General features: G+C 64.3%; 28 protein-coding genes and 1 riboswitch. Of the genes, 21 read left to right on the plus strand and 7 right to left on the minus strand.

The annotated features are described in order from the left end of the window. Positions 1-814: 814 nt before the first annotated feature. The 4 genes from ACS5Q1_RS22350 (at position 815) to ACS5Q1_RS22365 (ending at position 3579) form a co-directional block, all read left to right on the plus strand. Positions 815-1117 carry a plasmid stabilization protein gene (locus tag ACS5Q1_RS22350; protein ID WP_473100238.1) on the plus strand — a complete coding sequence of 101 codons (303 nt, stop codon included), beginning with the start codon at positions 815-817 and terminating at the stop codon, positions 1115-1117. 581 nt (positions 1118-1698) lie between these two features. After that, complete coding sequence (locus tag ACS5Q1_RS22355) at positions 1699-1839, plus strand: diguanylate cyclase domain-containing protein (RefSeq protein WP_473100239.1); 141 nt, start codon at positions 1699-1701, stop codon at positions 1837-1839. Between the two features lie 217 nt (positions 1840-2056). Continuing rightward, positions 2057-2782 (plus strand): Crp/Fnr family transcriptional regulator, encoded by a 726-nt coding sequence (locus ACS5Q1_RS22360; protein WP_473100240.1) that lies wholly within the window; start codon positions 2057-2059, stop codon positions 2780-2782. 485 nt (positions 2783-3267) lie between these two features. Then, positions 3268-3579 carry a hypothetical protein gene (locus ACS5Q1_RS22365; protein WP_473100241.1) on the plus strand — a complete coding sequence of 104 codons (312 nt, stop codon included), beginning with the start codon at positions 3268-3270 and terminating at the stop codon, positions 3577-3579. Positions 3580-3803: 224 nt separating this feature from the next. Here ACS5Q1_RS22365 and ACS5Q1_RS22370 read toward each other — a convergent pair whose 3' ends face one another. Next, positions 3804-4049 (minus strand): DUF6894 family protein, encoded by a 246-nt coding sequence (locus tag ACS5Q1_RS22370; RefSeq protein WP_203440043.1) that lies wholly within the window; start codon positions 4047-4049, stop codon positions 3804-3806. A gap of 245 nt (positions 4050-4294) precedes the next feature. Here ACS5Q1_RS22370 and ACS5Q1_RS22375 point away from each other — a divergent pair, with 245 nt between their 5' ends. Then, on the plus strand, positions 4295-4549 hold the full coding sequence (locus ACS5Q1_RS22375) for a hypothetical protein (RefSeq protein ID WP_203440045.1): 255 nt from the start codon (positions 4295-4297) through the stop codon (positions 4547-4549). A gap of 132 nt (positions 4550-4681) precedes the next feature. Here ACS5Q1_RS22375 and ACS5Q1_RS22380 read toward each other — a convergent pair whose 3' ends face one another. From ACS5Q1_RS22380 to cobD, 3 genes are all read right to left on the minus strand, one after another. After that, the gene (locus tag ACS5Q1_RS22380; protein WP_473100242.1) at positions 4682-4969 is read right to left on the minus strand and encodes a hypothetical protein; all 288 of its coding nucleotides are present in this window, start codon (positions 4967-4969) and stop codon (positions 4682-4684) included. Between the two features lie 24 nt (positions 4970-4993). Next, positions 4994-5350 (minus strand): hypothetical protein, encoded by a 357-nt coding sequence (locus ACS5Q1_RS22385; protein ID WP_473100243.1) that lies wholly within the window; start codon positions 5348-5350, stop codon positions 4994-4996. Positions 5351-5730: 380 nt separating this feature from the next. Next, complete coding sequence (cobD, locus tag ACS5Q1_RS22390; RefSeq protein WP_473100244.1) at positions 5731-6729, minus strand: threonine-phosphate decarboxylase CobD; 999 nt, start codon at positions 6727-6729, stop codon at positions 5731-5733. 11 nt (positions 6730-6740) lie between these two features. Between cobD and cbiB the strand changes: the two genes are divergently transcribed. Next, entirely contained in the window at positions 6741-7727 is a 987-nt protein-coding gene (cbiB, locus tag ACS5Q1_RS22395; protein WP_473100245.1) for an adenosylcobinamide-phosphate synthase CbiB, read from the plus strand. On the opposite strand, the gene ACS5Q1_RS22400 is transcribed toward cbiB, so the two are convergent. Both ACS5Q1_RS22400 and cobO read right to left on the minus strand, forming a co-directional pair. After that, a complete protein-coding gene (locus tag ACS5Q1_RS22400) occupies positions 7714-9159 on the minus strand; it encodes a cobyric acid synthase (RefSeq protein WP_473100269.1) in 1446 nt (481 codons plus the stop codon). The genes cbiB and ACS5Q1_RS22400 overlap by 14 nt on opposite strands. Before the next feature lie 11 nt (positions 9160-9170). Further along, positions 9171-9776: a cob(I)yrinic acid a,c-diamide adenosyltransferase gene (cobO, locus tag ACS5Q1_RS22405; RefSeq protein WP_473100246.1), complete on the minus strand. Its 606-nt coding sequence runs from the start codon at positions 9774-9776 to the stop codon at positions 9171-9173. 106 nt (positions 9777-9882) lie between these two features. Beyond that, a riboswitch (cobalamin riboswitch) is annotated at positions 9883-10069 on the plus strand. 119 nt (positions 10070-10188) lie between these two features. On the opposite strand from cobO, the gene ACS5Q1_RS22410 reads away from it, so the two are divergent. Genes ACS5Q1_RS22410 through cobJ form a run of 8 tightly spaced genes read left to right on the plus strand, consistent with a single transcriptional unit; the run spans position 10189 to position 19211 of the window. Then, positions 10189-10827 carry a HupE/UreJ family protein gene (locus ACS5Q1_RS22410; protein WP_473100247.1) on the plus strand — a complete coding sequence of 213 codons (639 nt, stop codon included), beginning with the start codon at positions 10189-10191 and terminating at the stop codon, positions 10825-10827. 18 nt (positions 10828-10845) lie between these two features. Further along, complete coding sequence (locus ACS5Q1_RS22415; RefSeq protein ID WP_473100248.1) at positions 10846-11241, plus strand: DUF1636 family protein; 396 nt, start codon at positions 10846-10848, stop codon at positions 11239-11241. Between the two features lie 24 nt (positions 11242-11265). After that, a complete protein-coding gene (gene cobW / locus ACS5Q1_RS22420; protein WP_473100249.1) occupies positions 11266-12303 on the plus strand; it encodes a cobalamin biosynthesis protein CobW in 1038 nt (345 codons plus the stop codon). Position 12304: 1 nt separating this feature from the next. Next, positions 12305-15781: a cobaltochelatase subunit CobN gene (cobN, locus tag ACS5Q1_RS22425; protein ID WP_473100250.1), complete on the plus strand. Its 3477-nt coding sequence runs from the start codon at positions 12305-12307 to the stop codon at positions 15779-15781. After that, entirely contained in the window at positions 15778-17073 is a 1296-nt protein-coding gene (cobG, locus tag ACS5Q1_RS22430) for a precorrin-3B synthase (RefSeq protein ID WP_473100251.1), read from the plus strand. Before cobN ends, cobG begins: the two co-directional genes overlap by 4 nt. Further along, entirely contained in the window at positions 17070-17702 is a 633-nt protein-coding gene (locus tag ACS5Q1_RS22435; RefSeq protein ID WP_473100252.1) for a precorrin-8X methylmutase, read from the plus strand. Before cobG ends, ACS5Q1_RS22435 begins: the two co-directional genes overlap by 4 nt. A gap of 4 nt (positions 17703-17706) precedes the next feature. Further along, the gene (locus tag ACS5Q1_RS22440; protein WP_473100253.1) at positions 17707-18450 is read left to right on the plus strand and encodes a precorrin-2 C(20)-methyltransferase; all 744 of its coding nucleotides are present in this window, start codon (positions 17707-17709) and stop codon (positions 18448-18450) included. Next, a complete protein-coding gene (gene cobJ / locus ACS5Q1_RS22445; RefSeq protein WP_473100254.1) occupies positions 18447-19211 on the plus strand; it encodes a precorrin-3B C(17)-methyltransferase in 765 nt (254 codons plus the stop codon). Before ACS5Q1_RS22440 ends, cobJ begins: the two co-directional genes overlap by 4 nt. On the opposite strand, the gene ACS5Q1_RS22450 is transcribed toward cobJ, so the two are convergent. Further along, the gene (locus tag ACS5Q1_RS22450; protein ID WP_473100255.1) at positions 19193-19945 is read right to left on the minus strand and encodes a cobalt-precorrin-6A reductase; all 753 of its coding nucleotides are present in this window, start codon (positions 19943-19945) and stop codon (positions 19193-19195) included. The two genes, cobJ and ACS5Q1_RS22450, sit on opposite strands and share 19 nt — an antisense overlap. Before the next feature lie 37 nt (positions 19946-19982). Here ACS5Q1_RS22450 and cbiE point away from each other — a divergent pair, with 37 nt between their 5' ends. From cbiE to ACS5Q1_RS22485, 7 genes are all read left to right on the plus strand, one after another. Beyond that, positions 19983-21197, plus strand: coding sequence for a precorrin-6y C5,15-methyltransferase (decarboxylating) subunit CbiE (gene cbiE / locus ACS5Q1_RS22455; RefSeq protein WP_473100256.1), 1215 nt, complete (start codon positions 19983-19985; stop codon positions 21195-21197). Continuing rightward, on the plus strand, positions 21194-21580 hold the full coding sequence (locus ACS5Q1_RS22460; RefSeq protein ID WP_473100257.1) for a cobalamin biosynthesis protein: 387 nt from the start codon (positions 21194-21196) through the stop codon (positions 21578-21580). The genes cbiE and ACS5Q1_RS22460 overlap by 4 nt, the downstream gene beginning before the upstream one ends. Next, complete coding sequence (cobM, locus tag ACS5Q1_RS22465; RefSeq protein WP_473100258.1) at positions 21577-22350, plus strand: precorrin-4 C(11)-methyltransferase; 774 nt, start codon at positions 21577-21579, stop codon at positions 22348-22350. Before ACS5Q1_RS22460 ends, cobM begins: the two co-directional genes overlap by 4 nt. A 184-nt stretch (positions 22351-22534) precedes the next feature. Continuing rightward, a complete protein-coding gene (gene cobA / locus ACS5Q1_RS22470) occupies positions 22535-23329 on the plus strand; it encodes a uroporphyrinogen-III C-methyltransferase (protein WP_203440078.1) in 795 nt (264 codons plus the stop codon). Beyond that, a complete protein-coding gene (locus tag ACS5Q1_RS22475) occupies positions 23326-24648 on the plus strand; it encodes a cobyrinate a,c-diamide synthase (RefSeq protein ID WP_473100259.1) in 1323 nt (440 codons plus the stop codon). The genes cobA and ACS5Q1_RS22475 overlap by 4 nt, the downstream gene beginning before the upstream one ends. Positions 24649-24804: 156 nt before the next feature. Next, complete coding sequence (locus ACS5Q1_RS22480) at positions 24805-25278, plus strand: VOC family protein (RefSeq protein ID WP_473100260.1); 474 nt, start codon at positions 24805-24807, stop codon at positions 25276-25278. A gap of 314 nt (positions 25279-25592) precedes the next feature. Next, complete coding sequence (locus tag ACS5Q1_RS22485) at positions 25593-25796, plus strand: hypothetical protein (protein WP_473100261.1); 204 nt, start codon at positions 25593-25595, stop codon at positions 25794-25796. The last annotated feature ends 220 nt before the right edge of the window (positions 25797-26016 follow it).

Here is a 26016-nt window from a genome sequence, read left to right on the forward strand (position 1 = left end):
TGCTCGGCATGAACCAAGGTGCGGGACCTTCATACAGAAGTACCTTCATACAGAAGTGATGTCGGAGTCAGGCCGGATAGCATGTCTGCGATGCAGAGGGAGCTGCATTTCTTCCAGGGGTGGTCGCCACATCCCATGACCTCCCCATGACCTACTCCCGCGACACCACCGCCACTCCTTATCGGCGAACCCGTGGGCTGGGAAACGGTCCCGCTATCTGCCGGAATCACCTCGATTCCCCGTATTGCCCTGGTCTCCTCGACTGCCGGAGCCTTGCGTTAAGGGCCGGCACTCACCATCGACACGCCGCTCCCCCACCATGCACGGTCTCTCGCGAGGGCCGGGCTCCGCAACTGCAGACCCAAGCCCAGCGAGTAAGAAACCGACAATTGCGGCTCCATATCCTGTAGTCATGGTGCACTCCCTGGTGATTTGGCTACGAGCACTGGACGCGCGGGAGCTCGCATTGTTTCCGTGGCCATCTACACATCTATGAGAAGCCTCCTGCCCGTCATTGCTCGAATGCCCGCACAAAAGAAGCCTCATTTGGGACGGCCTGGCAGGGTTCCGGTAGGGGCTCGGAAGGAACGCTGCTCCCCAGACGATGGCCAGCCTCGCGAACTCCTTTGATACCTGGCCGAAGGCAATGACGGCTTCCTCGGGATCGACCTGCCTCGTCCAACGCATGGCCCGGAACCGATGCTTCGACTCCTCGTTTTCCGCAAATGGACGAGGTCCGAGCTCTATGATCCTTGTGGTCAACAGGAAACGGGCCGGACCTCATGCATTTCGCGTACGGTTCATGGAGGCGCTGATGCCCCGCGGTGACAAGTCTGCCTATTCTGACAAGCAGAAGCGAAAAGCCGAGCATATTGAGGAAGGCTACGAGAAGCGTGGTATTCCGGAAAACGAGGCCGAGCGGCGTGCTTGGGCGACCGTCAATAAGGAAAGCGGGGGCGGCAACAAGAGCGGCTCTGGACGCGGCAAGAAGGATACGAATGTATCCGCGAAAAAGGGCGGTGCTCGTGGCGGAGCGGCCTCAGCCAAGCGTCCCGCCGCGGCTCGGTCTGCATCGGCAAAAAAGGCGGCCGCCACCCGGAAGCGGAAAGCAAGCTGACCGGCATTCGCCCCTACGGGGACGAACTTTACCGATGGGGCGCGTCACGCTGAGCTATCGTTGCCCGCACAAAAGGGAGCTCATCAGGCAGGGCCCTCCTGATGGGGCTCAGACGGCTTGGAAGGGACGCTCCTAGATAACAGCCACCTGCGGTCGAACGGTCTCCCTAACTCTTCTGACCAGCCGAAGATAATGACGGGTTTCTCTGGATCGCCTCGCCCCCTAACCTAGGCGACCCTGGCCTCTTCCTGCGCCACCGCTGCCCCTCCGAGCCTTCCGGCCAGGACCTGATCCGAGGGATGGCAGCTCCACAGAATGGTCAAGGAAAGTCCGAAGCTAAGCCGCATTCCGGTCAAGGTTAATTTTTACCTAACAGCCTCCCGTAGGGGCAACTATGGGCCGGGGCCGCGCCTTAATCCGCCAAAAGGATCAGGCGCGGCTTTTCTTCGTGCTCGCTCGTCAATGACCTCATTCCCTCATGCAGAACCTCGGCCTGCCCCTCTCCCAGGCATTTCCATGACGGAGATAGGATTTGATGACCGATGGAACCCTCACCGCGACTGCGCTAAGGACGCATCTTTGTGACCGTCAGCATCGGAATCGCATCCGTCGGTCCGGATGATCTTGAGAGCATTGACGTGCTTGCAGCGCGAGCCGACGCCGCCGTTTACCAGGCCAAGCGAGCGGGCCGCGACCGCGCCGTAGCACATCCGGCAGCATGACCGATCCCGCCATCACCGAACTCGCGGGACAGATCCTCGGCTCTTGGCCCGAGGGACAGTGGATCGAGACCGATGCCCGTTCCTTTTCTGAAGATGTTCAAGGAGAAGCGGGATAGGCATTTTAAATGCCTATCGCGTCCCAGTTGGGCCCATATTCGGCAATCCTTAGCCTGCTCATTGTGGTAGAATGACACCTGTTCAGAACGGGACCTTCGCCATGGCACAGGTTCAGTTGGACAGCCCTCACCGCTCGAATCGGCTTCTGGCCGCTCTGGATCCTGAGGATTTCGCCTGTCTCAAGCCGCATCTGAACCTCGTTGACCTTCAAAGAGGTCAGGTGATTTACGAGGCCGGGGAGGCGATTCAATTCACCTATTTTCCTCATAATGCAGTGATCTCTCTCGTCACCGTCATGCTGGACGGAAAATCGGCCGAGATGGCGACCTTCGGGCGTGAATCCCTGTTCGGTCTCGTCAGCGCCTTCGTCTCCCGCAGCTCGTTCGGACGCTATATCGTGCAAGTCTCGGGCTCAGCATCCCGGATCGAGCTCGACTGGATGAATGATGCATTCAGAACACGGCCCAGCATTCAGCAGCTCGTCTTACGCTTTACCGAGGCCCTGCTGGCGCAAACGCTCCAGAGCGTTGCTTGCAATGCCACTCACAGTGTCGAGGCTCGCTGCTGCCGCTGGATCCTCAGCACACGCGACCGCTGGGGCAGCGATGAGCTGCCCCTGACGCATGAATTCCTCTCGGAGATGCTGGGCGTCCAGCGCTCGACGGTCAGCGCCATCACTCGCACCCTTCATGAAGCCGGCCTCATCAGTCAGAGCAGAGGCGTCATCACCATCGTCGATCGCCGCGGTCTCGAAGAGACATCCTGCGAGTGCTACGAGATCATCCGCCGGAAGTTTTCCCAGCTCCTGCCGCACTCCATGACATAGGAGCGGGCGGTTGGACCGTTGACTTGACAATCGCCTGCCCCAGCTAAGGCAGCCTAGTTACCCCTGCAAGCGAGCCGCGGCTTGATCAAGCGAATGCCAAATCGCACTGCCCTGATGGACCATGTCATCGACAAGGGCTTGATCGCTACGGCCGTGACAGCAGCCCTCGCGGCCTTTCTTTTGTGCTGTCAGCTCCCGTAATGCGGGAGGATTCCATGCGCCGATCCGGCAAGTCCACTGGCGCTGATAACGGTTGATGATGTCGTGCACATTGAAGGTTCAAGGCGCATAGCTCGTGAAAATTCCATACGATCAGGAAGCTCTTTCCGACTTTAGTCGCAGCTGAACGATCTACTCGGACCCAACCGTGAAGCGATGGAGCAAAAGTGGATCCACTTTTGCTCAGCTCCCTTCATTGAGACATAAGTGGCCTTGAGTGCTTATACTCGCCGAGTGAGCCAATACTCACAACGTGAGCACTGCATATGCGTCATTTAACTCTTGGTATACTGGCCGTAGCTGCACTTACCTCCGGTGGCGTCTCCGCACAGGAACATCGCTGGGCGTCTGCACCGGAGGGAAAAGCCCGTTGGAATGCATGCTACAAGGAGACGAGACTGATCTACCGAACCCGTAACCTGTCGCTCGACGATTACCGGCACGAGATCAAGGAGGCCCGCAAGGCTCATATGCAGATCTGCATGACCAGAGCCAATCCTCCTGCTCCGGTGACTGTGGCAACTCCCTTGAACCAGAACCCTGAAAGTGCTCTGGTGAGCTGGGCCAGCAGTCCATAAGGTTAAAGGTACGGTCATTGGCTCTTCGCCGCTCGGGTTAATCCTTAAGTGAAGCAGCAGGATTATTGAACTGGCTGCGCAGAACGCCGGCCCAGTCTTTCAACCGCGCATCACGGCAGCGATGCCGAAGATGGTGTCAGATGTGCGCGGCATCTTGCGCATATCTCGTTCACGAACAGGAGGGGCGTGGAACCCTGAATTGCGCAACCGGCCATGTTCCGAACTTATTCGCGAGATATCAGCCCAAGATCCTCACATGGGATGATCAGGACGGGACGGAGATCCTCCCCTACGATCTCGATCACGATCTCGCTGCTGTAACTGGGCGACATTCCGGCCCAACTTTTCAGGAGCTTTTCGGCCACCTTCAAGGCCTCTGTCTTGGCGGCCGCTATGTCGGGCAACACGATTCCACTTGGATCTTCATCAATGCCGAAATGGCTCCTGACATCAATGTAATAGCGGGGCACGACGCATCCCCTCGGCAACTCTGAATTGATGGGACCGCTCCCATCATGATATTCACCTATGTTAATTTGCAATGACAGATCTTGAAATTCACTCTGAATCCCCGCTCACTATTCCGGACAGGCCCCATCCTTTATGACGTCCATGACGCCACGTTGATGGCCTTGCCCACTCTTCCTTCGCGTTCAGCGGATCGAATACCCAAGCCCATAGTTTCCCTACGCCGATATATTCTTCAGGAGTTACGATGCTTTTGCCCTGGATGAAACTTGCCACAGACACCACGATGCTTGCCTTCGAGGCTCAGACGGTGATCTGGGCCCGCCTGTCCCGAGCCGCCATGGGCCAGGGCTCCGCTGCGGAAAATCTGCTGATGGTGACGGAGAAGGTTACCGCCTTTGCGGAAGCAGCCGCCACACTCGCAACCGGCGGGTCGGCCCATAAGGTGGTGAAGGGATATCGCAAGAAAGTCCGGGCCAATGTGAAGCGCCTGAGGCGGTGACGAGAAGAGCCGATTCCACCGGCGGGGAATCGGCTCTTCTCGTTGCTTTACCGCGTTGTTTGATGGTGAACCGGATCCACTTCGCCGAAAAAACACTCGATGTCCGCGCAAACGCCGACCGGAAAGATCAGATCAAGACTCAAAATCGGCTCTTGAGCGGCTTCTCCCCTCAGCCTCATGTCTCACAAACCAATTCCGAATTTCGGAGATAATCGCCATCAGAACAGCACCGCCGATCGTCACGACAAAGAGCTCGCCGAAGATGTGAACGATGGCACTCTGCTCGGGGAGATCATCGGCACTTACATGATGGAATTGATGGGCCGTTGCGAGTCCGATGCCGAAAAATGCGCCGAGACAGGCCAGCCCGGGCGTGTTCCAGGGCCTGATGGTCTTCTCCTCAATGCGCCCAAATGACATTCAACCTCATCTCTCGATGTCGCATCAGTGTCCTTCAGACTCAAGCCTCCCGGATCCGTTCCATTGCTCCGGGATTCTGCGGACGCGGTGGTACAGCGCCAACCCCATGCCCCATATGACCAGAAGAAAAATCGCCAGTGCCACGCCAAAGGTAAAATGGACTGGCTCGTCCGCAAAACTGACCAAGCCGCGGGAGCGCCCGAGTGTGATGCGCCAAACCTGACCGTGGAAGACCGCGCGATAGAGTTCGTAGCCGCCGATCAATGGAAGCCCCACCATCGTCATCAGGACCAGGATGCTGGTCCGAATGGCCTGCCAGCGGCGAAACATCGCCTTGGCCCACGCCGGCGTCCCATCCGTTTCGTCGATAGGTTCCTGCATGATCAGAAGCCGAAAACTCAGTATAAATATTTATTCCTAAACTATTCACCATCCCGAATGCTTGGACAAGCATTCCTTGTCCCCCATTCAAAGAAAGCTCTGTGAAAGTTTAACACCAGGCAGGATTCTCATTCGTAAACTTAACAATACGCAGAGTACGGCCAAGCTCGATCATTAGTGGTACGTATTTTCCACTATTTATTTTTCCACGGGAGTTAGGCTATAGATTCAAACCATTGATGCGGGACAATTAAAACAACAGTCACCAAAGATATATTTCAAAACTACCGTGCCTAGGGGGCTTAGCACGGTTGTAAGCCGCGGTCCCGATTGAAAGATCGGACGCGGCTTTTTCTCTTTCTCGGATTCAACTGGAAAACTTAAGAAAAGCTGGCAAGCGCGCGCTCGAGACGCCGCCACGCTTCTTCCGAGCCCGGCAGCCCGAACCGTAGAAGGCGTGGATCGTATTGGAAGCGCCGAACCCAGATGCCGTGACGCCCCAGATGAGCGAACAACTCAGGAGCGCGGCTGCTGCCTATGAGACGGTAGAGGATCGTGCCGCCGAGCGCCCGATCCGAATGCGGCGCGAGCAGCGCGTCGAGGCGGCGGGTATCCGCAGTTCGTGCCTCCTGTGCCGCTAGTCTCCATCCGTGATCGCGCATTGCCCGACGTCCGACCTCCATGGCGGGACCTGAGACGGACCAGGGGCCAAGCGCCCTTCGCAGTTTCGTCGCAACACCAGTGGCTGCAATCGCAAAGCCGAGTCTTACGCCTGCAAGCCCGTATGTCTTGCCGAAGGAGCGCAGAACGATGGCATTCTCCGGCAAAACCGGGACTAGCGTCTCGCTCCCGTCAAAATCGGCGAAGGCTTCATCGACCACGAGCCAGCCTCCGCGCAGTTGCAGATTGGCGGCGGCTTCGAGCAGGGCTTCGCGGCGGAGCAGACGTCCGTCGGGATTGTTGGGGTTCACCACAACAACGATATCCGCATTCTCAGCCGCATCGATCGTGCCGATCTCCGCAACCTCGTGCCCTGCCCCGCGCCAAGCATGAGCATGCTCCGCATAAGTCGGCCCGAGGATGGCCACGCGCGACGGGGTCCACAGGGCCGGCAGCAGGCTGATGAGAACCTGCGTTCCCGGTGCGGCCACCACTTTTGTAACGTCTGACGCGCCATAGGCCTCCGCTGCAGCCGCTTCCAGATCCTTATGGTCGGCAGGAGACGGCAGCCGCTCGAACAGGGAGGCTGGCAAGGAGGGCATGGGATAGGCTATGGGATTGATCCCCGTCGACAGGTCGATCCACGGTTCGGGCGCTTCCGGAAAGAGCCGCCGGGCCTCGTCCAGATCGCCCCCGTGCCAGATCCGCGCCTCACTCATCCGATTCACCCATGGCCCTCTCCGATAGCCTGCTGATTTTGAGCCTCGCCCTCGCAGCAGAGGCGGCATTCGGTTATCCCCACCGCCTTTACACGTGGATCGGGCATCCCGTCACCTGGATCGGGCGGCTGATCAAAGGGCTCGACCAGAGCTTGAACCGCGAGAACTGGTCCTTTGGTCGCCGCCGCGCTGCGGGTGTCCTCGCCCTCGTGCTGCTACTGGCCATCACGGGAGCGGCGATCTGGGCATTGCAGACGGCCCTTCTGTCGCTCGGCCTTGTCGGCTTTGCGATCCTCGCCCTTCTCTCCACCACCCTCATTGCCCAGCGCAGCCTGCATGAGCACGTGGCAGCCGTATCGAAAGGGCTGCGTATGGGCGGGATCGAGGGCGGACGTTCGGCGGTTTCGATGATCGTCGGACGCAATCCGCTGAGCCTGGACGAAGCAGGCGTGTCCCGTGCCGCCATCGAGAGCCTTTCTGAAAACTTTTCCGATGGAATCGTGGCGCCTGCCTTCTGGCTCGGGCTCAGCGGGCTGACGGGTGCGGCCCTCTACAAGGCCACGAACACCGCCGACAGCATGATCGGCCACCGCACGCCCCGGCACGAGGCCTTCGGCTGGGCTGCCGCCCGGTTCGACGATCTCGTGAACCTGCCTGCTTCGCGCCTCACGGCGCTGCTCATCATCAGCGCAGCCGCCCTACGACCTGGAGCCTCTCCGCAGGGCGCATGGCGCGCGGTTCGGCGCGATGCTGCCCATCACCGTTCGCCCAATGCCGGCTGGCCGGAAGCCGCGATGGCGGGAGCGCTCGGCCTGCGATTGGCCGGACCGCGTGTCTATGGCGATGTGCGCGTCGAGGACCGCTGGATGGGCGACGGCCGCGCCGAGGCGAATGCGGACGACATCGACCGGGCGCTTGCGCTCTACCGCACGGCCTGCGGATTGCTGTTTGCGTTGGCAGCGGGATTGACGACACTCGCCTGGATCATCGGGCACTGATCGCGAGCAGCCGCTCGCAATCGAGATGCGCTTCCAGGTGATCGGCGAAGCGGTCGAGAATATCGTCGACGAGCGCCTCATAGGCGAGATCGCTTGTCTCAGCTCCCAGCATTTGCAGCCACCGCGACCGCTGACGATCATCCGAGAACAGGCCGTGGACATAGGTGCCGGTTACCCGACCATCGGCTGAGACAGCGCCATCGCGTTGCCCGTTCGCCAATTCCGCGAAAGGACGCGAGGATGCATCAGGCCCTGACGTCTCGCCGATATGCATCTCGTAGCCGGAGAGCGGCGTACCATCGGCCATCGTGGTGCCCGTCACCGCCTCGAGCCGCTTCGTCGCGGTGAGCGTCGTCGTGACATTGAGGAGACTCAAGCCCTCGATGGAACGACCCGCCTCACCTTCGATGCCGAAGGGGTCGTCGATCCGCTGGCCCAGCATCTGGTAGCCACCGCAGAGGCCGAGCACGCGCCCTCCCCGGCGAACATGCGCCTTGAGGTCGATGTCCCAGCCCTGCGCCCGGATGAAAAGAAGATCGTCGATGGTGGTCTTGGAGCCCGGCAGCAGAACGAGCGCCGCGTCGGCCGGCAACGGCTGGCCGGGCTCGACCAGCATCACCTCGACGCCTGGTTCCTCGCGCAGGGGATCGAGATCGTCGAAGTTGGAGATCCAAGGCGTCACCGGAACAGCAACGACGACAGAGCCCTTGCGTCCCTCGCGCCGCAAGCCGAGACCGTCCTCGGCCGGAAGGCGCGCGGCATCAGAAAAATGCGGCACAAGGCCGAGAGCCGGCCACCCGGTGCGCTCGGACACGAAGCGCATGCCGCTGCCGAACAGGGCCGGATCGCCCCGGAAGCGGTTGACGATGAAGCCCTTGATCATCGCCGCATCGGCCTCATCGAGTACGGCCTTCGTGCCCACAAGGCTCGCGATCACGCCGCCTCTATCGATATCGCCGACGAGCACCACGGGCACATCGGCCGCGCGGGCAAAGCCCATATTGGCGATGTCGCCGGCTCTCAGGTTAACCTCGGATGCCGAGCCCGCGCCCTCGACGAGCACGAGATCGGCTTCTTCGGAAAGCCTGGAAAAGCTGTCGAGCACCGCCTCCATGAGGCGCGGTTTCCAGGCTTGGTATTCCCGCGCCTTGGCGTTTCCGACCACGCGACCCTGCACCACCACCTGCGAGCCAATCTCGCTCTGGGGCTTCAGCAGCACCGGATTCATGTGGACGCTGGGTGCCACGCCCGCCGCCCGCGCCTGCAGCGCCTGCGCGCGGCCGATCTCGCCGCCATCGGCCGTCACCGCAGCGTTGTTCGACATGTTCTGCGGCTTGAACGGCCGGACCTTCAAACCTTTCCGCGCAAAAATCCGGCATAGGCCCGCCACCAGAAGCGACTTGCCCACATTGGAGCCGGTGCCCTGCACCATGAGCGCACGCATCAGAACTCGACGCCTTCCTGTGCCTTCACGCCGGCTGCGAAGTGATGCTTGACCAGGGTCATCTCGGTCACGAGATCGGCGGCTTCGATGAGTTCCGGCTTCGCGTTGCGGCCGGTGACGACCACGTGGAGATCGGGCCGACGCTGGCGCAGGGTCTCGACCACCTCGGCCAAGTCCAGATATTCATAGCGAAGCGCGATATTGAGCTCATCGAGCACGAGCAGACGGATATCCTCCCGGGTCATCAGCTCTTTGGCCTTGGCCCACGCGCGCTCGGCCGCCGCCACGTCGCGGGAGCGGTCCTGCGTCTCCCAGGTAAAACCCTCGCCCATGGTGTGCCACTCGACCTGATCGGAGAATCGGTCGAGAGCCAAGCGCTCGCCCGTTTCCCAGGCGCCCTTGATGAACTGCACCACGCCCACGTGGAAACCGCGCCCGAGCGCCCGCAGCATGAGGCCGAAGGCTGCCGTCGACTTGCCCTTGCCGGGCCCGGTATGGACAATGAGGAGCCCCTTCTCGACCGTCTTCGAGGCAACCTCGCGGTCCTGGACTTCCTTGCGCTTGATCATCTTGGCGCGATGGCGCGCCTCTTCTTCCTGGGTCATCGGGGCCTGCTTTCGCATCAGAGGGCCGCACCATGAACAGGCTAGGGCCCGATTTCAAGACCAGTCCCGAGAGCCATGCCCAGGCTTGAAAGATGCCCCCCACCCCGGTAAGCATGTCACAGACGGTGCCCCGGACACGGGGTGAAAAGGGAATGCGGTGAGACACCGCGGCTGCCCCCGCAACTGTAAGCGGCGAGCCTTCGCTCCAATTGCCACTGGGCCTTAAAACCCGGGAAGGCGGAGAAAAGCATCGACCCGCGAGCCAGGAGACCTGCCGTCAGCCTTTGCTTCTATCGGGTCTGTCGGACGGGGTGCGCCGACGGTGACCGTAGTCGAATGACGTTCCGTCGTTCGGTTCCGTCCGTGGAAGCGCAACAGACTCGAACCGAAGAGTCTCCCGACGGAGAGAACGATGACCGCACGCCTGCTGACCAAGACCCACCTTACGGCCCTGACCCTCGCCGGCCTTGTCGCCGCGACGCCCGCTCTGGCCCACCATCCCATGGGCGGCATGACGCCTACGACCTTCATGCAAGGTCTGCTCTCGGGCTTCGGTCACCCGGTCATCGGTCTCGACCACCTCGCCGCCCTCGTCGGCGTCGGTCTGGTCGCCGTCCGCTTCGCCCGTGGCCTGACGCTTCCCGCCTTCTGGGTCGTGGCCATGGCGGCCGGCGTCGGCCTGCACCTCGCCAGCCTCGACCTGCCCTATGCCGAGGCGCTCGTGGCGCTGAGTGTCGTGATCATCGGCATCGCGGCAACCGTGCGCACCACCCTGCCCTATGCAGCGATCGCAACTCTCTTCGCCATTGGAGGTGCCGTTCACGGTTATGCCCTTGGCGAGTCTATCATCGGTGCTGAATCCGCTCCGCTTGTGGCCTATCTCGTCGGTCTCGTCGTGATTCAGACGGCTCTCACGACCGGCATCGCTTTCGCGGCCCGCCGGTTCACCCACGCGTCTCTCACGCCCTCCCTCCAGCTGCGTCTGGCCGGACTTGTCGTTACGGTGATGGGAACGGCAACCCTGATCCTGTCGCTGCACGCCTCCGCCTGATCGCGTCGGCTTGAGGCCATGCCCTCATCCCATGAGGAGATCTGCCTGCATGTCTGCGTCACCTGCCGTCAGGCGGGTGGCCCGGACGACAGGGAACTCCGGCCCGGTGCGATCCTTCACCGGGCCCTCACGGAGGCACTCACGCATCCCGATGCACCGAAGGTGCGCGTAGAGGCGGTGGAGTGTCTCTCCGTCTGCAAGCGCCCCTGCACCATCGCGGTCTCGGGCCCCGGACGCTGGACCTATATCTATGGCGACCTGAACCCCGATACCTCGGTCGAGACCATCCTCGACGGATTGCGCCGTTATGCGGCGACGGCCGACGGCCTCGTGCCCTGGCGCGAGCGCCCTGAGGCGTTCCGCAAAGGCGTTGTCGCCCGGATTCCTCCCCTTAAGACAAACAACGCGGCTTAATATAGCTGCCGAAAGGCTCACTTCATGAGCGATCTGCAAAAGATCCCCTGCACCATCGTCACCGGATTCCTCGGCGCCGGCAAAACCACCCTGGTGCGTCACCTGCTCGAGAATGCGGGCGGGCGCCGCCTCGCGGTCCTTGTGAACGAGTTCGGCGATCTCGGATTCGACGGTTCCTTCATCGAAGGCTGCGGCATCGAAGGCTGCACGCAGGAAGACATCGTCGAATTGCCCAATGGCTGCATATGCTGCACGGTGGCTGACGATTTCGTCCCGGCCCTCAACACGTTGCTCAACCGGCCGAATCCGCCCGAGCACATCCTGATCGAGACTTCGGGTCTCGCCCTGCCGAAGCCGCTGGTGCGCGCCTTCAACTGGCCGGATATCCGCTCCCGCGTCACGGTCGACGGCGTGATAGCCGTCGTCGATGGACCGGCCGTTGCCTCCGGCGCATTCGCGGATGATCCGGATGCGCTCGAAGCGCAGCGCGCGGCGGATTCTTCTGTCGATCACGAGAATCCGCTGGAAGAAGTCTTCGAGGACCAGCTCCTCTGCGCGGACCTCATCATCCTCAACAAGACCGACCAGATGGCAGCCGGCGACAAGGGCAAGGTAATCGCCGAGATCGAGGAACATCTGCCCCGCGCCGTGAAAGTGATCGAGACCGCACACGGCAAGGTGGACCCGACCGTTCTCCTCGGCATGGGCGCTGCGGCGGAAGCCGATCTCGATTCCCGTCCCTCCCATCATGAGACGGCCGAAGACCACGACCACGACGATTTCGACAGCGTCGCGATCCCGGTCGATCCTGTCTCAACGCCCGAGGCCCTCGTCGCCCGCGTCGAGCGCGCGGCCGAAGCGGCCGGCGTTCTGCGCATCAAGGGCTTCGCGCCCGTGGACGGCAAGCCCTTGCGTCTCGTCGTCCAGGGCGTCGGCCAGCGCGTCGCGCATCATTTCGACCGGCCGTGGAAGGCTGGCGAAGCGCGCGACGGACGCATGGTGGTGATCGGCCTCAAAGGCTTCGATGTGAAGGCCGTCGAAGCCGCTTTGCGCGCAGGATGAGATGCACCTCCTTCCGGTCACAGCGATTTCCCTCGACGAAGGCTCGGAGACCACAGACCTCCAGCAGCCGCCGGGGGATATCGTCGTCCTCTCCTTCGCGGACAGTGACCTCGGCACGCTGGCGACCGCGCATCGTTTGACGGCAGGCGGAGCATCGCTGCGCCTCGCCTCGCTGCGCCGCCTGCGCCATCCTCTCTCCGTCGATCTCTACATCGAGAAGACCGCCGCCAAGGCCCGCTTCGTCCTCGTGCGCTGCCTCGGCGGGCTCGATTACTGGCGCTATGGCGTCGAGCACCTCTCGCAGGCGTGCAGATCTCATGGCGTGAGGCTCGCGGTGCTGCCGGGCGACGACCGACCCGATCCGCGCCTGTCGGCTTACTCCACAGTTTCACAGATGCTCTGCGACGAGCTGGAGGCCTATTTCCAGGCCGGCGGCCTCGACAACATGCGCCGCCTGCTCGCGCGGGTCGGGGTAGAGATCGGGGAAACGGATCAGGCCATCGAGCCGCCGCGCGCGGCTCCGCGCGCTTTCGCGTGGCTGCCTGCTTTTCCGACCCATCACTCGGACCTCATCCTGAGGAGCCGCGTCAGCGGCGTCTCGAAGGAGGATCGAATGCGGGCTGGAAGCTCCTTCGAGACGCAGACTTCGTCTGCTCCTCAGGATGAGGTCCGAGGCGCTTTTCCCTCCCCCTTGTGGGGGGGAGAGGCCGGTAGCATCCTCGAACCCGAAGCCGCTCTTACCCGCCTCTCCGGCAACCGCCCCCTCGCTCACCTCATCGTCTACCGTTCCGCCGTTCTCTCCGGCGACACGCAGGCCATCGAAGCGTTGGCAGCGGCTCTCACGGAGCGCGGCATCGACGCGCTTGTGCTCGCCGTCTCGAGCCTGAAGGATCCGGAGGCCGTCGCGGTCGTGCGGCGGGCCACCCAAGCGCGCCATCCCGACATCATCGTGACCACGACCGCCTTCTCGTCGCGCGACGATGAAGCTTTCGTGCTCGACGAAGCCGATTGCCCGATCCTGCAGGCGACCCCCGTCGGCAGCGCGAAGGAAGCCTGGGCAGCCTCGCCGCGCGGCCTCTCCGCCGCCGATCTCGCCATGCAGATCGCCCTGCCTGAGTTCGACGGCCGCATCGCCGCAGGCCCCATCTCGTTCAAGGCCGAAGAGCCTGCGGATACAACGCTCGCCTTCTCGCGCCGCGTGCAGGCTCCGGATGTTGCCGGCATCGATGCCGTTGCCGATATGGCCGCTGCGTGGGTGCGCCTCGCCCAAACGCCGCGTCACGAGCGGCGGCTCGCGCTGGTTCTCTCCGATTACCCCGCGCGCGGCGGACGCGCCGGCTTTGCGGTCGGCCTCGACACGCCGGCCAGCACCTGCGCAATCCTCGACGCGCTCACAGAAGCCGGTTACGCGGCCGCGCGGGATTTCACGGCCGATGAACTGATGCCGCGTCTTACCGAGAGCAAAGCTTCGTTCGCCGTCCCGCTGGCGGATTACCGCGCGTGGCTCGACGCGCTGCCGGCCGAGCAGCGTGCCGTCATCGACGAGCGCTGGGGCCAGCCTGAGGACGATCCTGCATTCGCCGACGATGCCTTCCGCTTCCGCGCGATCCGTGCCGGAAACATTTTCGTCGCCCTGCAGCCCGATCGCGGTCACGGCCTCGACCGCAAGGGCTTCTATCACGACCCGGAATGCCCGCCGAGCCACGGTTATCTCGCCTTCTATTGCGGCCTGCGCGCGCTGGAGACCATTCACGCGCTCATCCATCTCGGCACGCATGGCACCACGGAATGGTTGCCCGGCAAGGCAGTGGCGCTTTCCACCGCCTGCTGGCCGCGTCTCGCCATCGGCGCGGTGCCGGTGATCTATCCCTTCATCGTCGACGATCCGGGCGAGGCTGCCCCCGCCAAGCGCCGCATCGGCGCCGTCACCATCGGCCATCTCACGCCGCAGACGGCGGAAGCGGGTCTCGATGGCGAGGAGGCAGCCTTGCGGGAATTGGTGGAGGAATTCTCCTCCGCCCAGGTGCTTCATCCCGGCCGGGCGGAGCTCGTTGCGAAAGAGATTCTGGAGCGCGCCAGGACAAGCGGACTTGCGGCCGCTTGCGGCGTCAGCGATGGCATGCCGATGGACGAAGCGTTGACGCGCCTCGATGCGCATCTCTGCGATCTCGGCGAGGTGACGATCCGTGACGGGCTCCACATCTTCGGCAGCGCTCCAAACGGTTTCGAGGCCTGCGCCACCGGCGAGCGCGAAGGGTTGCTGAAGGCGCTGGACGGCCGCTTCGTCGTCCCTGGCCCCTCCGGCTCCCCCTCGCGCGGCCAAACCAATGTGCTGCCCACCGGCCGCAATCTCGCGACCCTCGATCCGCGATCGATCCCGACCCGTGCCGCCACCGAGCTCGGCTCGCGCGCCGCCGCCGAAGTGGTGCGCCGGCATCTTCAGGAGGAAGGCGACTGGCCGCGCCGGATCGTGATGGATCTCTGGGCCTCACCGACCCTGCGCTCCGGCGGCGAGGACATCGCCCACGCGCTCGCCCTCATGGGCGTGCGCCCGACCTGGGACCATGCCTCGACCCGTGTGACCGGCTTCGAGATCGTGCCGCAGCCCCTCCTCGACCGACCGCGCGCCGATGTGACGGTTCGTGTCTCCGGTGCCTTCCGAGATACCTTCCCGGATCAGATCGCCCTGCTCGACCAGGCGGCCCGCGCCGTTGCCGCACTCAATGAAGACGACGAGTGGAACGAGCTTGCCGCCGCGCGCCGGCGCGGCGAAAAGCTGTCGCGCGTTTTCGGCTCAGCGCCGGGCACCTACGGCGCCGGCGTATCGGCCCAGGCACTCGATGGCGAATGGACGACGAAAGGCGATCTCGGCCGGACCTATCTCGAAGGCACCTCCCATGCCTTCGGCGCCGCAGGTGAGGCCTCTACCGACGAGAGCTTCCCGCAACGCGTCGAGCAGGCAGAAGCGTTCGTCCATGTGAGCGACGTGGCCGAGCGCGATATCCTCGATGGCGATTCCGCCGCCGATAGTATCGGCGGCTTTGCGGCGGCGGCCCGGGCGCTTGGCGCCTCGCCTGCCGTCTATAGTCTCGACACGAGCCGTCCGCAGCAGCCCAAAGCCCGCACGCTCGCCGAGGATGTGGACCGTCTGGTGCGCAGACGCCTGACCAATCCGCGCTGGATCGCGAGTCAACTCCGCCATGGCTGGCGCGGCGGCGCGGAGATCGCGCAAGGGATCGATGCTCTCTTCGCCTTTGCCGCGACCACGGATGCGGTTCCCGCAACAACTCTCGACCTCGTCTTCACGGCCCTGATCGCCGACGAGCCAACCTGGAAGCAGATCGAGGACGCCAATCCTCCTGCCGCGCAGGCCATCCGTGACCGCCTGGTCGATGCCCGCCGCCGCGGCCTGTGGGAGAGCCGCCTCAATTCCGTTGCAGCCTTTTTCGACGATGAGCGAAAGGAGGCGGCCGAATGAGCGCGCGGACTGTCAGCGAAAGGCGCCGCGGATGGTGCCCCGGCGTGCGCCGCCCGATGGAAACCGGCGACGGCCTGCTCGTGCGTCTGCATCCCTTCGGCGGCAGGCTCAGTGCCGATCAGGCACGTCTCATCGCGGGGGCTGCACGCGAGCACGGCAACGGCCATCTCGACATCACCGCCCGCGGCAACCTGCAGATCCGCGGCGTGAGCGACGAGACCTATCCCGAGTTGCTCGCTCTCCTCGAACGCGAAGGCCTTGCCGAACCCGAGGGCGACGGCCCGAACCGCCTCACCGCCTTGTCGCCCCTCGCCGGTCTCGACCCGCTCGACCGTTTCGATGCATTCGCTCTGGCACAAGCCATCGAAGTCGGAGCCAGCCACCTGGACGGCCTGCCCGCCAAATTCTTCGTCGCCGTCGACGGTCGCGGTTCCATGCCCCTTGATGCCATCGGCGCCGATCTTCAGCTGATTGCAGGCGGGGATGGCACGGTTGCTTTCGGCGTTCCATCGTCCGAGAACCTGAATGTGATCGGTGCGGCAGCCCTCTGTCACGCCCCCGAGGCCGCCTGCACTATCCTATCGAACTTCGCGGATATGAGGCGCACCGGACGCACCGATGCGCGGCGTCTTCGCGATCTCAAGCCGCATCTCGTTCAGGAATTGACGGCATTGGTTGGTCTTGAACGGGCAGCCGCTGTCCCTCAGCGCTCAGCGTCCCTGCGCGCGGGTGTCATCCCGATCAAGGGCGGATATGCTGTTCTTCTCGCGCTGCCTTTCGGCCGATGTAATACCGAGCAGCTGCTGCATGTGACGGCCTGGAGCGAGCGCTTCGGCACGTCCGAGATCCGCCTCTCATTCACGCGCGGCCTCCTCGTACCAGGAGTGTCGGATCTGGATGTGCTGGTGCTTCTAAACGAAGCGGCCCGCGCCGGCTTCATCACCGAGGCGAACGATCCCCGCCTGTCGCTGATCGCCTGCCCCGGCAAGCCGGATTGCGCCAGCGCCCTGACAGCCGCCCCCGCCGATGCCTTGCGGCTCGCCGAAGCCTGGGGCGATCTCCTGCCCCAGGGCGCTGCCGTTCACGTCTCAGGCTGCCCGAAAGGCTGCGCCCATCCGGGCTGGGCCGATCTGACACTGGTCGGACGGGCCGATGGCCGCTATGACGTCGTGCCCCATGGCTCCGCCCGCGATGTTTCCTCTCTTCATATGTTCCTCGACGAGATCATGACCCGTTTATTGCCGAAGACGCCTGCCAGGCTGCACCGCACCTTCCCGGAGCGCAAGCCATGAGCGGCTCCCGCGACTACATCCGCGAAGGCGCCGAGATCTATCGCCGGTCATTTTCGATCATCCGTGCCGAGGCCGATCTCTCGCGCTTTTCAGGCACGGCGGAACGCGTCGTCGTGCGCATGATCCATGCCTGCGGCATGACCGACCTGCCCAAGGATGTCGATCTCTCGCCAGACTTCGCGGAAGCGGCGGAAGCGGCCTTGAAGTGCGGCGCGCCGATCCTGTGCGATGCCAAGATGGTGGCGAACGGCATCACCCGCGCGCGACTGCCGGCGAACAACGACGTGGTCTGCACCCTCGACGATCCGCGCGTTCCGGTGCTCGCTGCGGAACTCGGCAACACCCGCTCGGCCGCCGCCATGGAGCTGTGGCGCGAGCGGCTGGAAGGTGCGCTGGTCGTGTTCGGCAACGCGCCCACTGCTCTCTTCCGCCTTCTCGAAATGCTCGATGCCGGCGCACCGAGGCCCGCCGCTGTGATCGGCATTCCGGTCGGCTTTATCGGCGCAGCGGAATCGAAGGTGGCTCTGGCCCAGGACGGGCGCGTGCCGTATCTCGTTGTGCATGGCAGACGCGGCGGCAGCGCCATGGCGGCGGCGGCGGTCAATGCCCTCGCGAACCCGGTCGAGTGAGCCGATGACGATGCAAGACCCCGTCCGCCTTTTCGGCTTAGGGCTCGGCCCCGGTAATCCAGACTACATGACGGTCCGCGCCCGCAAGGTGCTGGAAACGGCCGACCGGCTCGTTCATTTCTGTAAGCGCGGACGGCGCGGCAACGCGCGCACGATCGCGGATGCCGTCGTCGGCCAGAACCCGGAGCGCGAGATCGCTCTTGCCTATCCCGTGACGACGGAGATCCCGGCCGATCATCCGGATTATGCGGCAGCTCTCAATCCCTTCTACGAGGAAGCGGCAGCGCGGCTTCTCGCCGAGGTCGAGAAAGGGCGCACCATCGCTGTCCTCTGCGAAGGCGATCCGTTCTTCTACGGCTCCTTCATGCATCTCTGGTGGCGCCTGAAAGACCGCATTCCCATCGAAGTGGTGCCCGCCGTCACAGCCATGTCGGGCGCCTGGACCCGCGCCAGCGCGCCGATCACCTGGGGCGACGACGTGCTAACCGTCGTGCCCGCAACCCTGCCCGAGGCGGAGCTGACACTCCGCCTCTCAGGCACCGATGCCGCCGTGGTGATGAAACTCGGAAGCCATCTGCCAAAGGTTCGTGCGGCACTCAAATCCACCGGGCTTTTCGAGCGTGCCATCTATGTGGAGCGCGCCACCATGGCAGAGGAGAAGATCGTTCCGCTGCCCGATCTGCCGGGCGATGTCGAGGCGCCATATTTCTCACTCATCATCGTGCCGGGCCAAGGGAGGCGTGTATGACGGGCGTCCTCACCGTCGTCGGCCTCGGCCCGGGCGATCCACGCTACCTGACGCCCGCCGCTTCCGAGGCGCTTGGGTCCGCCACCGACATCGTCGGCTACGGTCCCTATGTGGATCGCGTACCGGACAGGCCCGGCCTACGGCGTCACTCGTCGGATAATCGTGTCGAACTCAACCGCGCCTGCTTCGCACTCGATCTTGCGGCGAAGGGAGCCCACGTCGCCGTGGTCTCCGGCGGGGATCCCGGTGTTTTTGCGATGGCCGCGGCGGTATTCGAAGCGGTGGAGAATGGCGATCCGGCGTGGCGCAACCTCGACATCCGCGTCGAGCCCGGCATCACGGCGATGCTCGCCGCCGCAGCTCGCATCGGTGCACCACTCGGCGGCGATTTCTGCGCCATGTCGCTCTCGGACAACCTCAAGCCCTGGGAGGTCGTCGAGGCACGTCTGAGAGCAGCCATCGCGGCAGACTTCGTGGTGGCACTCTACAACCCGATCTCCTCCGCCCGCCCCTGGCAGCTCGGTGCGGCCTTCGAGATCGTCGCGGAGACGCGCGGCCCGGACACGCCGATCATCCTGGCCCGTGCCGTGGGGCGGCCCGACGAGCGGATCAGGATTCTGCCGCTCGCCGAGGTGGACGCCACTATGGCTGATATGTCGACTGTCGTGATCATTGGAGCTTCCACCACGCGGCTGATCGCGCGGACCGAGAGCGACACGCCTTACGTCTACACCCCGCGCTTTTACGGAGTGCGGCCGTGAAGACGCTCCAGCCAATCGAGCGCGGCCTCGGCGCTGGCAACTTCTTCGACACCGGGCGGCTTGTCCGGTCGTGCCACGACGATGACCGGCAGGCCGAGAGACCGCGCCGCCGCGATCTTCGGATAGGTCGCCGCCCCGCCGGAATTCTTCGTCACCACCACGTCGATGCGCTCGCGTTCCATGAGCGCGCGCTCGGCCGCCTCGTCGAAGGGCGCGCGATCCTGGATGGTCATGACGTTCGGCACCGGAAGAACGTCGCCGATGGGCTCGATGCTGCGCACGAGGTAAGTGTGATGCGGCGCAGCCGCGAAGGCTGCGAGTTCGAGGCGTCCCACGGTGAGGAACACGCGGCGTGGCGCATCTCCCAGCGCCTGAACGGCCGCCGCCATCGAGGAAACCTCGATCCAGTGATCACCGCCCTGCGGCCCCCAGGCCGGACGGCGCAAGGCGAGCAGCGGAACTTGCGTCTCCATGCAAGCCGCGGCCGCATTGCACGACATCACGGCGGCGAAGGGATGGGTCGCATCGATCACGGCATCGATCCCCTCCTCGCGCAGAAAGCCGGCGAGCCCTGCCACACCGCCGAAGCCGCCGATGCGGGTCGAGATCGGCAGGGGGCGCGGATCGCTGGTGCGACCGGCCATGGACAGGAGCGGGCTGAAATCGGGCCGTCCGGCCAGACGCGCCGCGAGTGCGGAGGCCTCCGTCGTGCCGCCCAGAATGAGGATGCGCATGGCCTCCTTTTCCCCGAATTCTGAGCAGGAGTCGAGCATGGCGCCCAACAGACCCTGGCTCACCATCATCGGCATCGGTGAGGATGGACGCGCGGGACTTTCTCCTGCGGCCCGCGCCGCGCTGGACCGCGCGGAATTCGTCATCAGCGGCGCACGCCATCTCGACCTGGCAGCTCCTCTCTCAGCAGAGACGCCGACTTGGCCAAGCCCCTTTGCGGAGGGCTATCCGTGGATCCTCGCCCGGCGCGGCCAGCCGACCTGTGTTCTGGCGACAGGCGATCCGTTTCATTATGGCGTCGGTGCGGAGCTTGCGCGCCTCATCCCGGCGGAGGAAATCGTATGCTTTCCGCAGCCGTCCGCCTTCAGCCTTGCCGCGGCGCGCCTGGGTTGGTCGCTGCCGGAGTGTGACTGCGTGAGCCTGCACGGCCGTTCGCTGGAGCGGGTCGTTCCCCATTTGCAGCCGGGCGCTCGCATCCTCACGCTGTCCTGGGACGGCTCGACACCGGGTAAGCTCGCGAAGCTGCTGAGGACGCGCGGCTTCGGAGCCTCGACAATCACCGTCTGCGAAGCCATGGGCGGTCCAGGCGAGCGCATCCGTCGCGCGGTCGCTGCCGACTTCGCCATCGCCGAGATCGATCCGCTCAATACAATTGCTATCGAAGTCGTCGCCGCGAGCGATGCCAAGGTGGTCACTCTCGCGCCGGGCCTGCCCGATTCCTTTTTCGAGAATGACGGTCAGCTCACGAAGGCGGAGATCCGTGCGCTGACGCTGTCAGCGCTTGCGCCCAAGGCCGGTGAGCTGTTGTGGGACGTCGGCGCAGGCGCGGGCTCCATCGGCATCGAATGGTGCCTGCGCCATCCGCGCAACCGCTGCATCGGGATCGAGGAACGCGATGAGCGCGCCGAGCGCGCGCGCCGCAATGCGCTTGAACTCGGCGCGACGGCGTTGGACATCCGCATTGGACGCGCACCTGGGGCGCTCAACGATCTGCCCACACCGGATGCCATCTTCATCGGCGGAGGAGCCTCGGAGCCCGGCGTCTTCGACACCGCCTGGGCCGCGCTGAAATCAGGCGGGCGTCTCGTTATCAACGGCGTCACGCTGGAAACCGAGACGTTGCTCGGCTCGCTTTACGCGCAGCATGGAGGAACGATGCGGCGCCTGACGGTCTCGCGCCTCGAACCCGTCGGCGGCATGCATGGCTGGCGGGCGGCGATGCCCGTCACGCAATGGGTGGTGACGAAGCCATGATCGTCGCCGGTATCGGATTCAGGCGCAGCGTCACCGCCGAGGAAATCGTTACTCTCGTGGAACAGGCATTGGAGCGTGCAGCGCTTGCACGCGATGCTTTAGCCAGACTCGCGACAATCGAAGCCCTCGCCGACCAGCCAGCTTTTACCGAGGCGGCCCGCAGGCTTGCGATTTCTGCGATTGCGGTGGAAGAGAGCGAGTTGTCTGCAGCGGCGCCTCGCATACGCACGCACTCCGCCCGTTCCATCGCGGCGCATGGCGTCGGCTCCGTCGCGGAAGCGGCGGCACTCACCGCCGCCGGTCCCCGCGCCTACCTCATTCTGGAGCGCATCGCGTCTGCCTCCGCCACCTGCGCCCTCGCGCGCCTGGAGATCGCTCCATGAAAGTCCACTTCATCGGAGCTGGCCCCGGCGCTGCCGATCTCATCACCCTGCGCGGTCGCTCGCTCATCGAACGCTGTCCCGTCTGCCTCTATGCGGGATCCATCGTGCCGCCGGAGATCCTGTCCTGGTGTTCGCAAGGCGCGCGGCTCGTCGATACGGCACCTCTCGATCTCGATGCCATCACGGCTGAATACGTACGGGCCCATGAGCAGGGTGAAGACGTGGCGCGTCTCCATTCCGGTGACCTCTCGATCTGGAGCGCCATGGGCGAGCAGTTGCGGCGCCTCGATGCGCTCGGCATCCCCTACACGATCACACCGGGCGTTCCCGCCTTCGCAGCCGCCGCTGCCACACTAGGGCGCGAGCTCACGGTACCGGAGGTCGGCCAGTCGGTGGTGCTCACCCGCACCTCGGGCCGCGCCTCCGCCATGCCGGAAACGGAGCGGCTTGCCACCTTCGCGCAGACGAAGGCGACGCTCGCCATCCATCTGTCGATCCATGTGATCGAGCAGGTGGTCGAGGATCTGCTGCCGTTCTATGGCGCTGATTGTCCCGCAGCGGTCGTCTGGCGCGCGTCATGGCCGGATGAGCGGGTGATCAAGGGCACGCTGCAGACGATTGCCGCCATGGTCCGGGCCGAAAAGCTGGAGCGTACGGCGCTGATCCTGGTCGGACACACGCTTGCGGTAAAAGACTTTCGTGACAGCGCGCTCTATTCGACCGATTACGACCGCCGCTTCCGCCCCAGCGCCGGGGAGGATAGCCGATGATGTGCATGGCTTCGGGCAATAGCGTGGAACGGCGATCTCGGGCGGATCGGGAAAATCTTCTGTCTGCCACCAAGATACGCCGCCCCTGCAGCCGCGGGTTTACTCTCGTCCATACGCGCTCTTACATCGTCGCCATGAATTCCAATCGTCGCTTCGTGACCGCCAGTCCTGCCCGGAGGCCCGCATGACCTCCCTCTCCCGCCTCTCGCCCCCCTTCGCACCGGGCACGGTCTGGCTCGTGGGCGCAGGCCCTGGCGATCCTGGCCTGCTCACGATCCATGCGTTGAACGCCCTCGCAGCGGCCGATGTCGTCGTCTACGACGCCCTCGTCGACTCGGCCGTGCTGTCCTTTGCCCGCGAGGGCGCCGTGCTGGAATTCGCCGGCAAGCGCGGGGGCAAGCCCTCGGCCGTCCAGCGGGATATCTGCGAGCGGCTGATCCAGCTCGCCCGCGAGGGCAAGCGAGTCCTGCGGCTGAAAGGAGGCGATCCCTTCATTTTCGGCCGCGGCGGCGAAGAGGCGCTGGCGCTCTCGGACGCTGGCATTCCGTTCCGCATCATCCCCGGCGTGTCGAGCGGCCTTGCCTCGCTCGCCATCCACGGCGTGCCGGCAACCATGCGCACAACGAACCATGCGGTCATCCTCGCCACCGGCCATGCCGCACCCGACTCGGAGATCGAGTGGACCTCGCTTGCCCGCACCGGTGCTCCCATCGTGCTCTACATGGCTGTGTCCAGCCTCCCGTCCATCGTGAAGGGGCTTATGGATGGCGGGCTTTCCGGCGATACGCCGGCGCTGGCCGTGTATGGAGCGACAACCGCCAAGGAAAGCGTGGTGGAAGGAACGCTCGAAACCCTGCCGAAGCTCGCCGAGGACGGTCTCATCCGCTCGCCAGCCATCGTCGCCATCGGGGCAATCGCCGCCTTCCGCTCGGCCATTGCCAATCATCTGCTCGAATTCGGCAGCGAGGCGGCCCAGTGAGCGTCGGTCCCGGCCTCCTTATCGCTGCGCCGCGCTCAGGCTCCGGCAAGACGACCATCGTGCTCGGGCTCCAGCGGACCATCGCTCGCCGGGGCATGCGTGTGCGCGGCATGAAATGCGGGCCGGACTACATCGATCCGGCCTTCCACGCCGCCGCCACCGGCGCCCCGAGCTTCAACCTCGACAGCTTCGCGATGAGCAGGCCGCTTCTGCAAGCGCTCGCATCCGAGGCGGCCGGCGATGCGGCGCTTGTGATCGCGGAAGGCTCGATGGGTCTTTTCGACGGCATCCGCCAGGAGACCGGCCGCACCGGCGCCAGCGCCGACATCGCCGCCCTATTCGGCTGGCCGGTGATCCTCGTTCTCGACGTGTCGGGCCATGCGCAGTCGGCGGCCGCCGTCGCCCTCGGCTGCGCCCGCTTCGACCCCCGCATCGAAGTGGCCGGTGTCGTGCTGAACAAGGTCGCGAGCGAACGCCACCGCAGGCTGGTCGAGGACGGCATGACGCGCATCGGCCTCCCCGTCCTCGGCGCCCTCATGCGCAACACCGAGCTGACCCTCCCGGAGCGCCATCTCGGCCTCGTCCAGGCAGGCGAAACCGACGAGCTCGACGCGCGGCTGGAGCGCCTTGCCGATGCGGTGGAAGGCGCGCTCGACATCGACCGGCTGATGGCCCTGGCCCGCCCGACCCGGCTCGAGACCGCCGGCAACGCACAATCTCTGCCGCCGCCGGGCCAGCGGATTGCGCTGGCCTCGGATCAAGCCTTTTCCTTCGTCTATCCGCATGTGCTTATGGGATGGCGTACGGCCGGGGCCGAGATCGTCCCCTTCTCCCCCCTAGCCGACGAGCCCCCGCCATCCGATTGCGACGTCTGCTGGTTGCCAGGGGGCTATCCAGAGCTTCACGCCGGCCGCATTGCGGGAGCGCAAAACTTCCTCGAAGGATTGCGAGCCTTTTCCGAAAGCCGTCCGGTCCATGGCGAGTGCGGCGGTTACATGGTGCTGGGCCGGTCCCTGGAGGATGCGGAGGGATATGCGCATCCCATGGCAGGCCTGCTCCCCGTCGAGACGAGCTATGCCAAGCGCAGGATGCATCTCGGCTACCGGGTGGCGCATCTGCTCGGTGACAGCGCCATGGGACAAGCCGGCCGGCGCCTCGTCGGTCACGAGTTTCACTATGCCTCGGTCACCCAGAGCGATACGTCACGGGAGGCCGCCTTTGCCCGCATTGCGGATGCTGAGGGCAACGATCTCGGCTTTGCCGGACATCGCCGCGGGCTCGTGACGGGAAGCTTCTTCCACGCCATCGCTCAAGGATGATCTTGCCCCTGGCCCCGCTGTTCGCCCCTGCCGCATGCGACGATGGCCCGACCGAACCGGCCCATCCGGGGTGGAGAAATGCGTTTCACTCCCTATTTCGCAAGAGCGGTGGGAAAAAAGGCCGGAATAGCGGCATCAAAGCGAAGGGAAGACGCAATGGCAAAGAATGCGATCTGCCTCTGGTACGATAAGGATGCCGAGGCCGCCGCCCGCTTCTATGCTGAGACCTTTCCTGATAGCGCAGTGGGTGCCGTGTACCGTGCACCCAGTGACTACCCGGCCGGCAAAGAGGGCGACGTATTGATGGTCGAGTTCACGGTTGCGGGTGTTCCCTGTATCGGCCTCAACGGAGGTTCCACGTTCAAACATAACGAAGCCTTCTCGTTCCAAATCGCCACCGACGATCAGGACGAGACCGACCGTTACTGGAATGCCATCGTCGGCAACGGCGGCCAGGAGAGCGCTTGCGGCTGGTGCAAGGACAGGTGGGGCGTGTCCTGGCAGATCACGCCGCGCGTCCTGACCGAGGCGATGGCGGCGGGCGGCGCTGAAGCCAAACGCGCGTTCGATGCGATGATGGATATGAGGAAGATCGACGTCGCCGCGATCGAGGCGGCACGGCGTGGTTGATACCCCAAAGCTGACCGGTACTCTCCGGCTCGGGGCATTGTCTTCGAGCGCTTATCCCATGTTAATGCGGGCCCAGCCTGCTCGCGATTTCCTTGAGGCGCTTCCGGATCGGGGAGACGGCATCGTGACGCGGCATGGGCCCGAAATGGCAAATCGCCATCGTTTCGCCCCAGCCATCCTTCTTGATCCGTACCGAAGCCTGAAAGGGGTCGGGGAGGACAATCAAGCTTGACGGATCGGCGGACGGGTCCCTGACCCGCGCCTCGGATCGCCCAAGCTCCTGTTCATCGCATCCCAGGGCATTGGAGGCGCTGATGAAAGAGGCATTCCATCTCGGACAGCTTGTCCGGATTGCCAAAACGTCTTCGGGTTATGCGGATCATCGCACCTATTGCATCGTCTGCCTCGTGCCGGACGAGGACGACACCCCGCTTTACCGCATCAAGAATACGGTCGGGATCGAACATCTCGTCAAATCCGACGAGATCGAACCCGCGGCGCTGACCGCCGTGCCATAACGGTCTCGCCGTTCCGGGCTCGAACGGCATAGCCTCGCCTGCACCGACGGCGCCCATCTGCCTATTAGCCCATGGTAGCGGTGGCAGGCACCTTGCCGTCCCCTGATGGGCACGACAGAATACCCTCCAACAACGCCCTAACGGGCAAGCCGGCACAGATCGGCAGACGCATGGAGAGCCTTCCATGCATCAGAGGAAGCGAAGCCATACCACGCGTTTG

Source organism: Microvirga sp. GN3 (assembly GCF_055792825.1).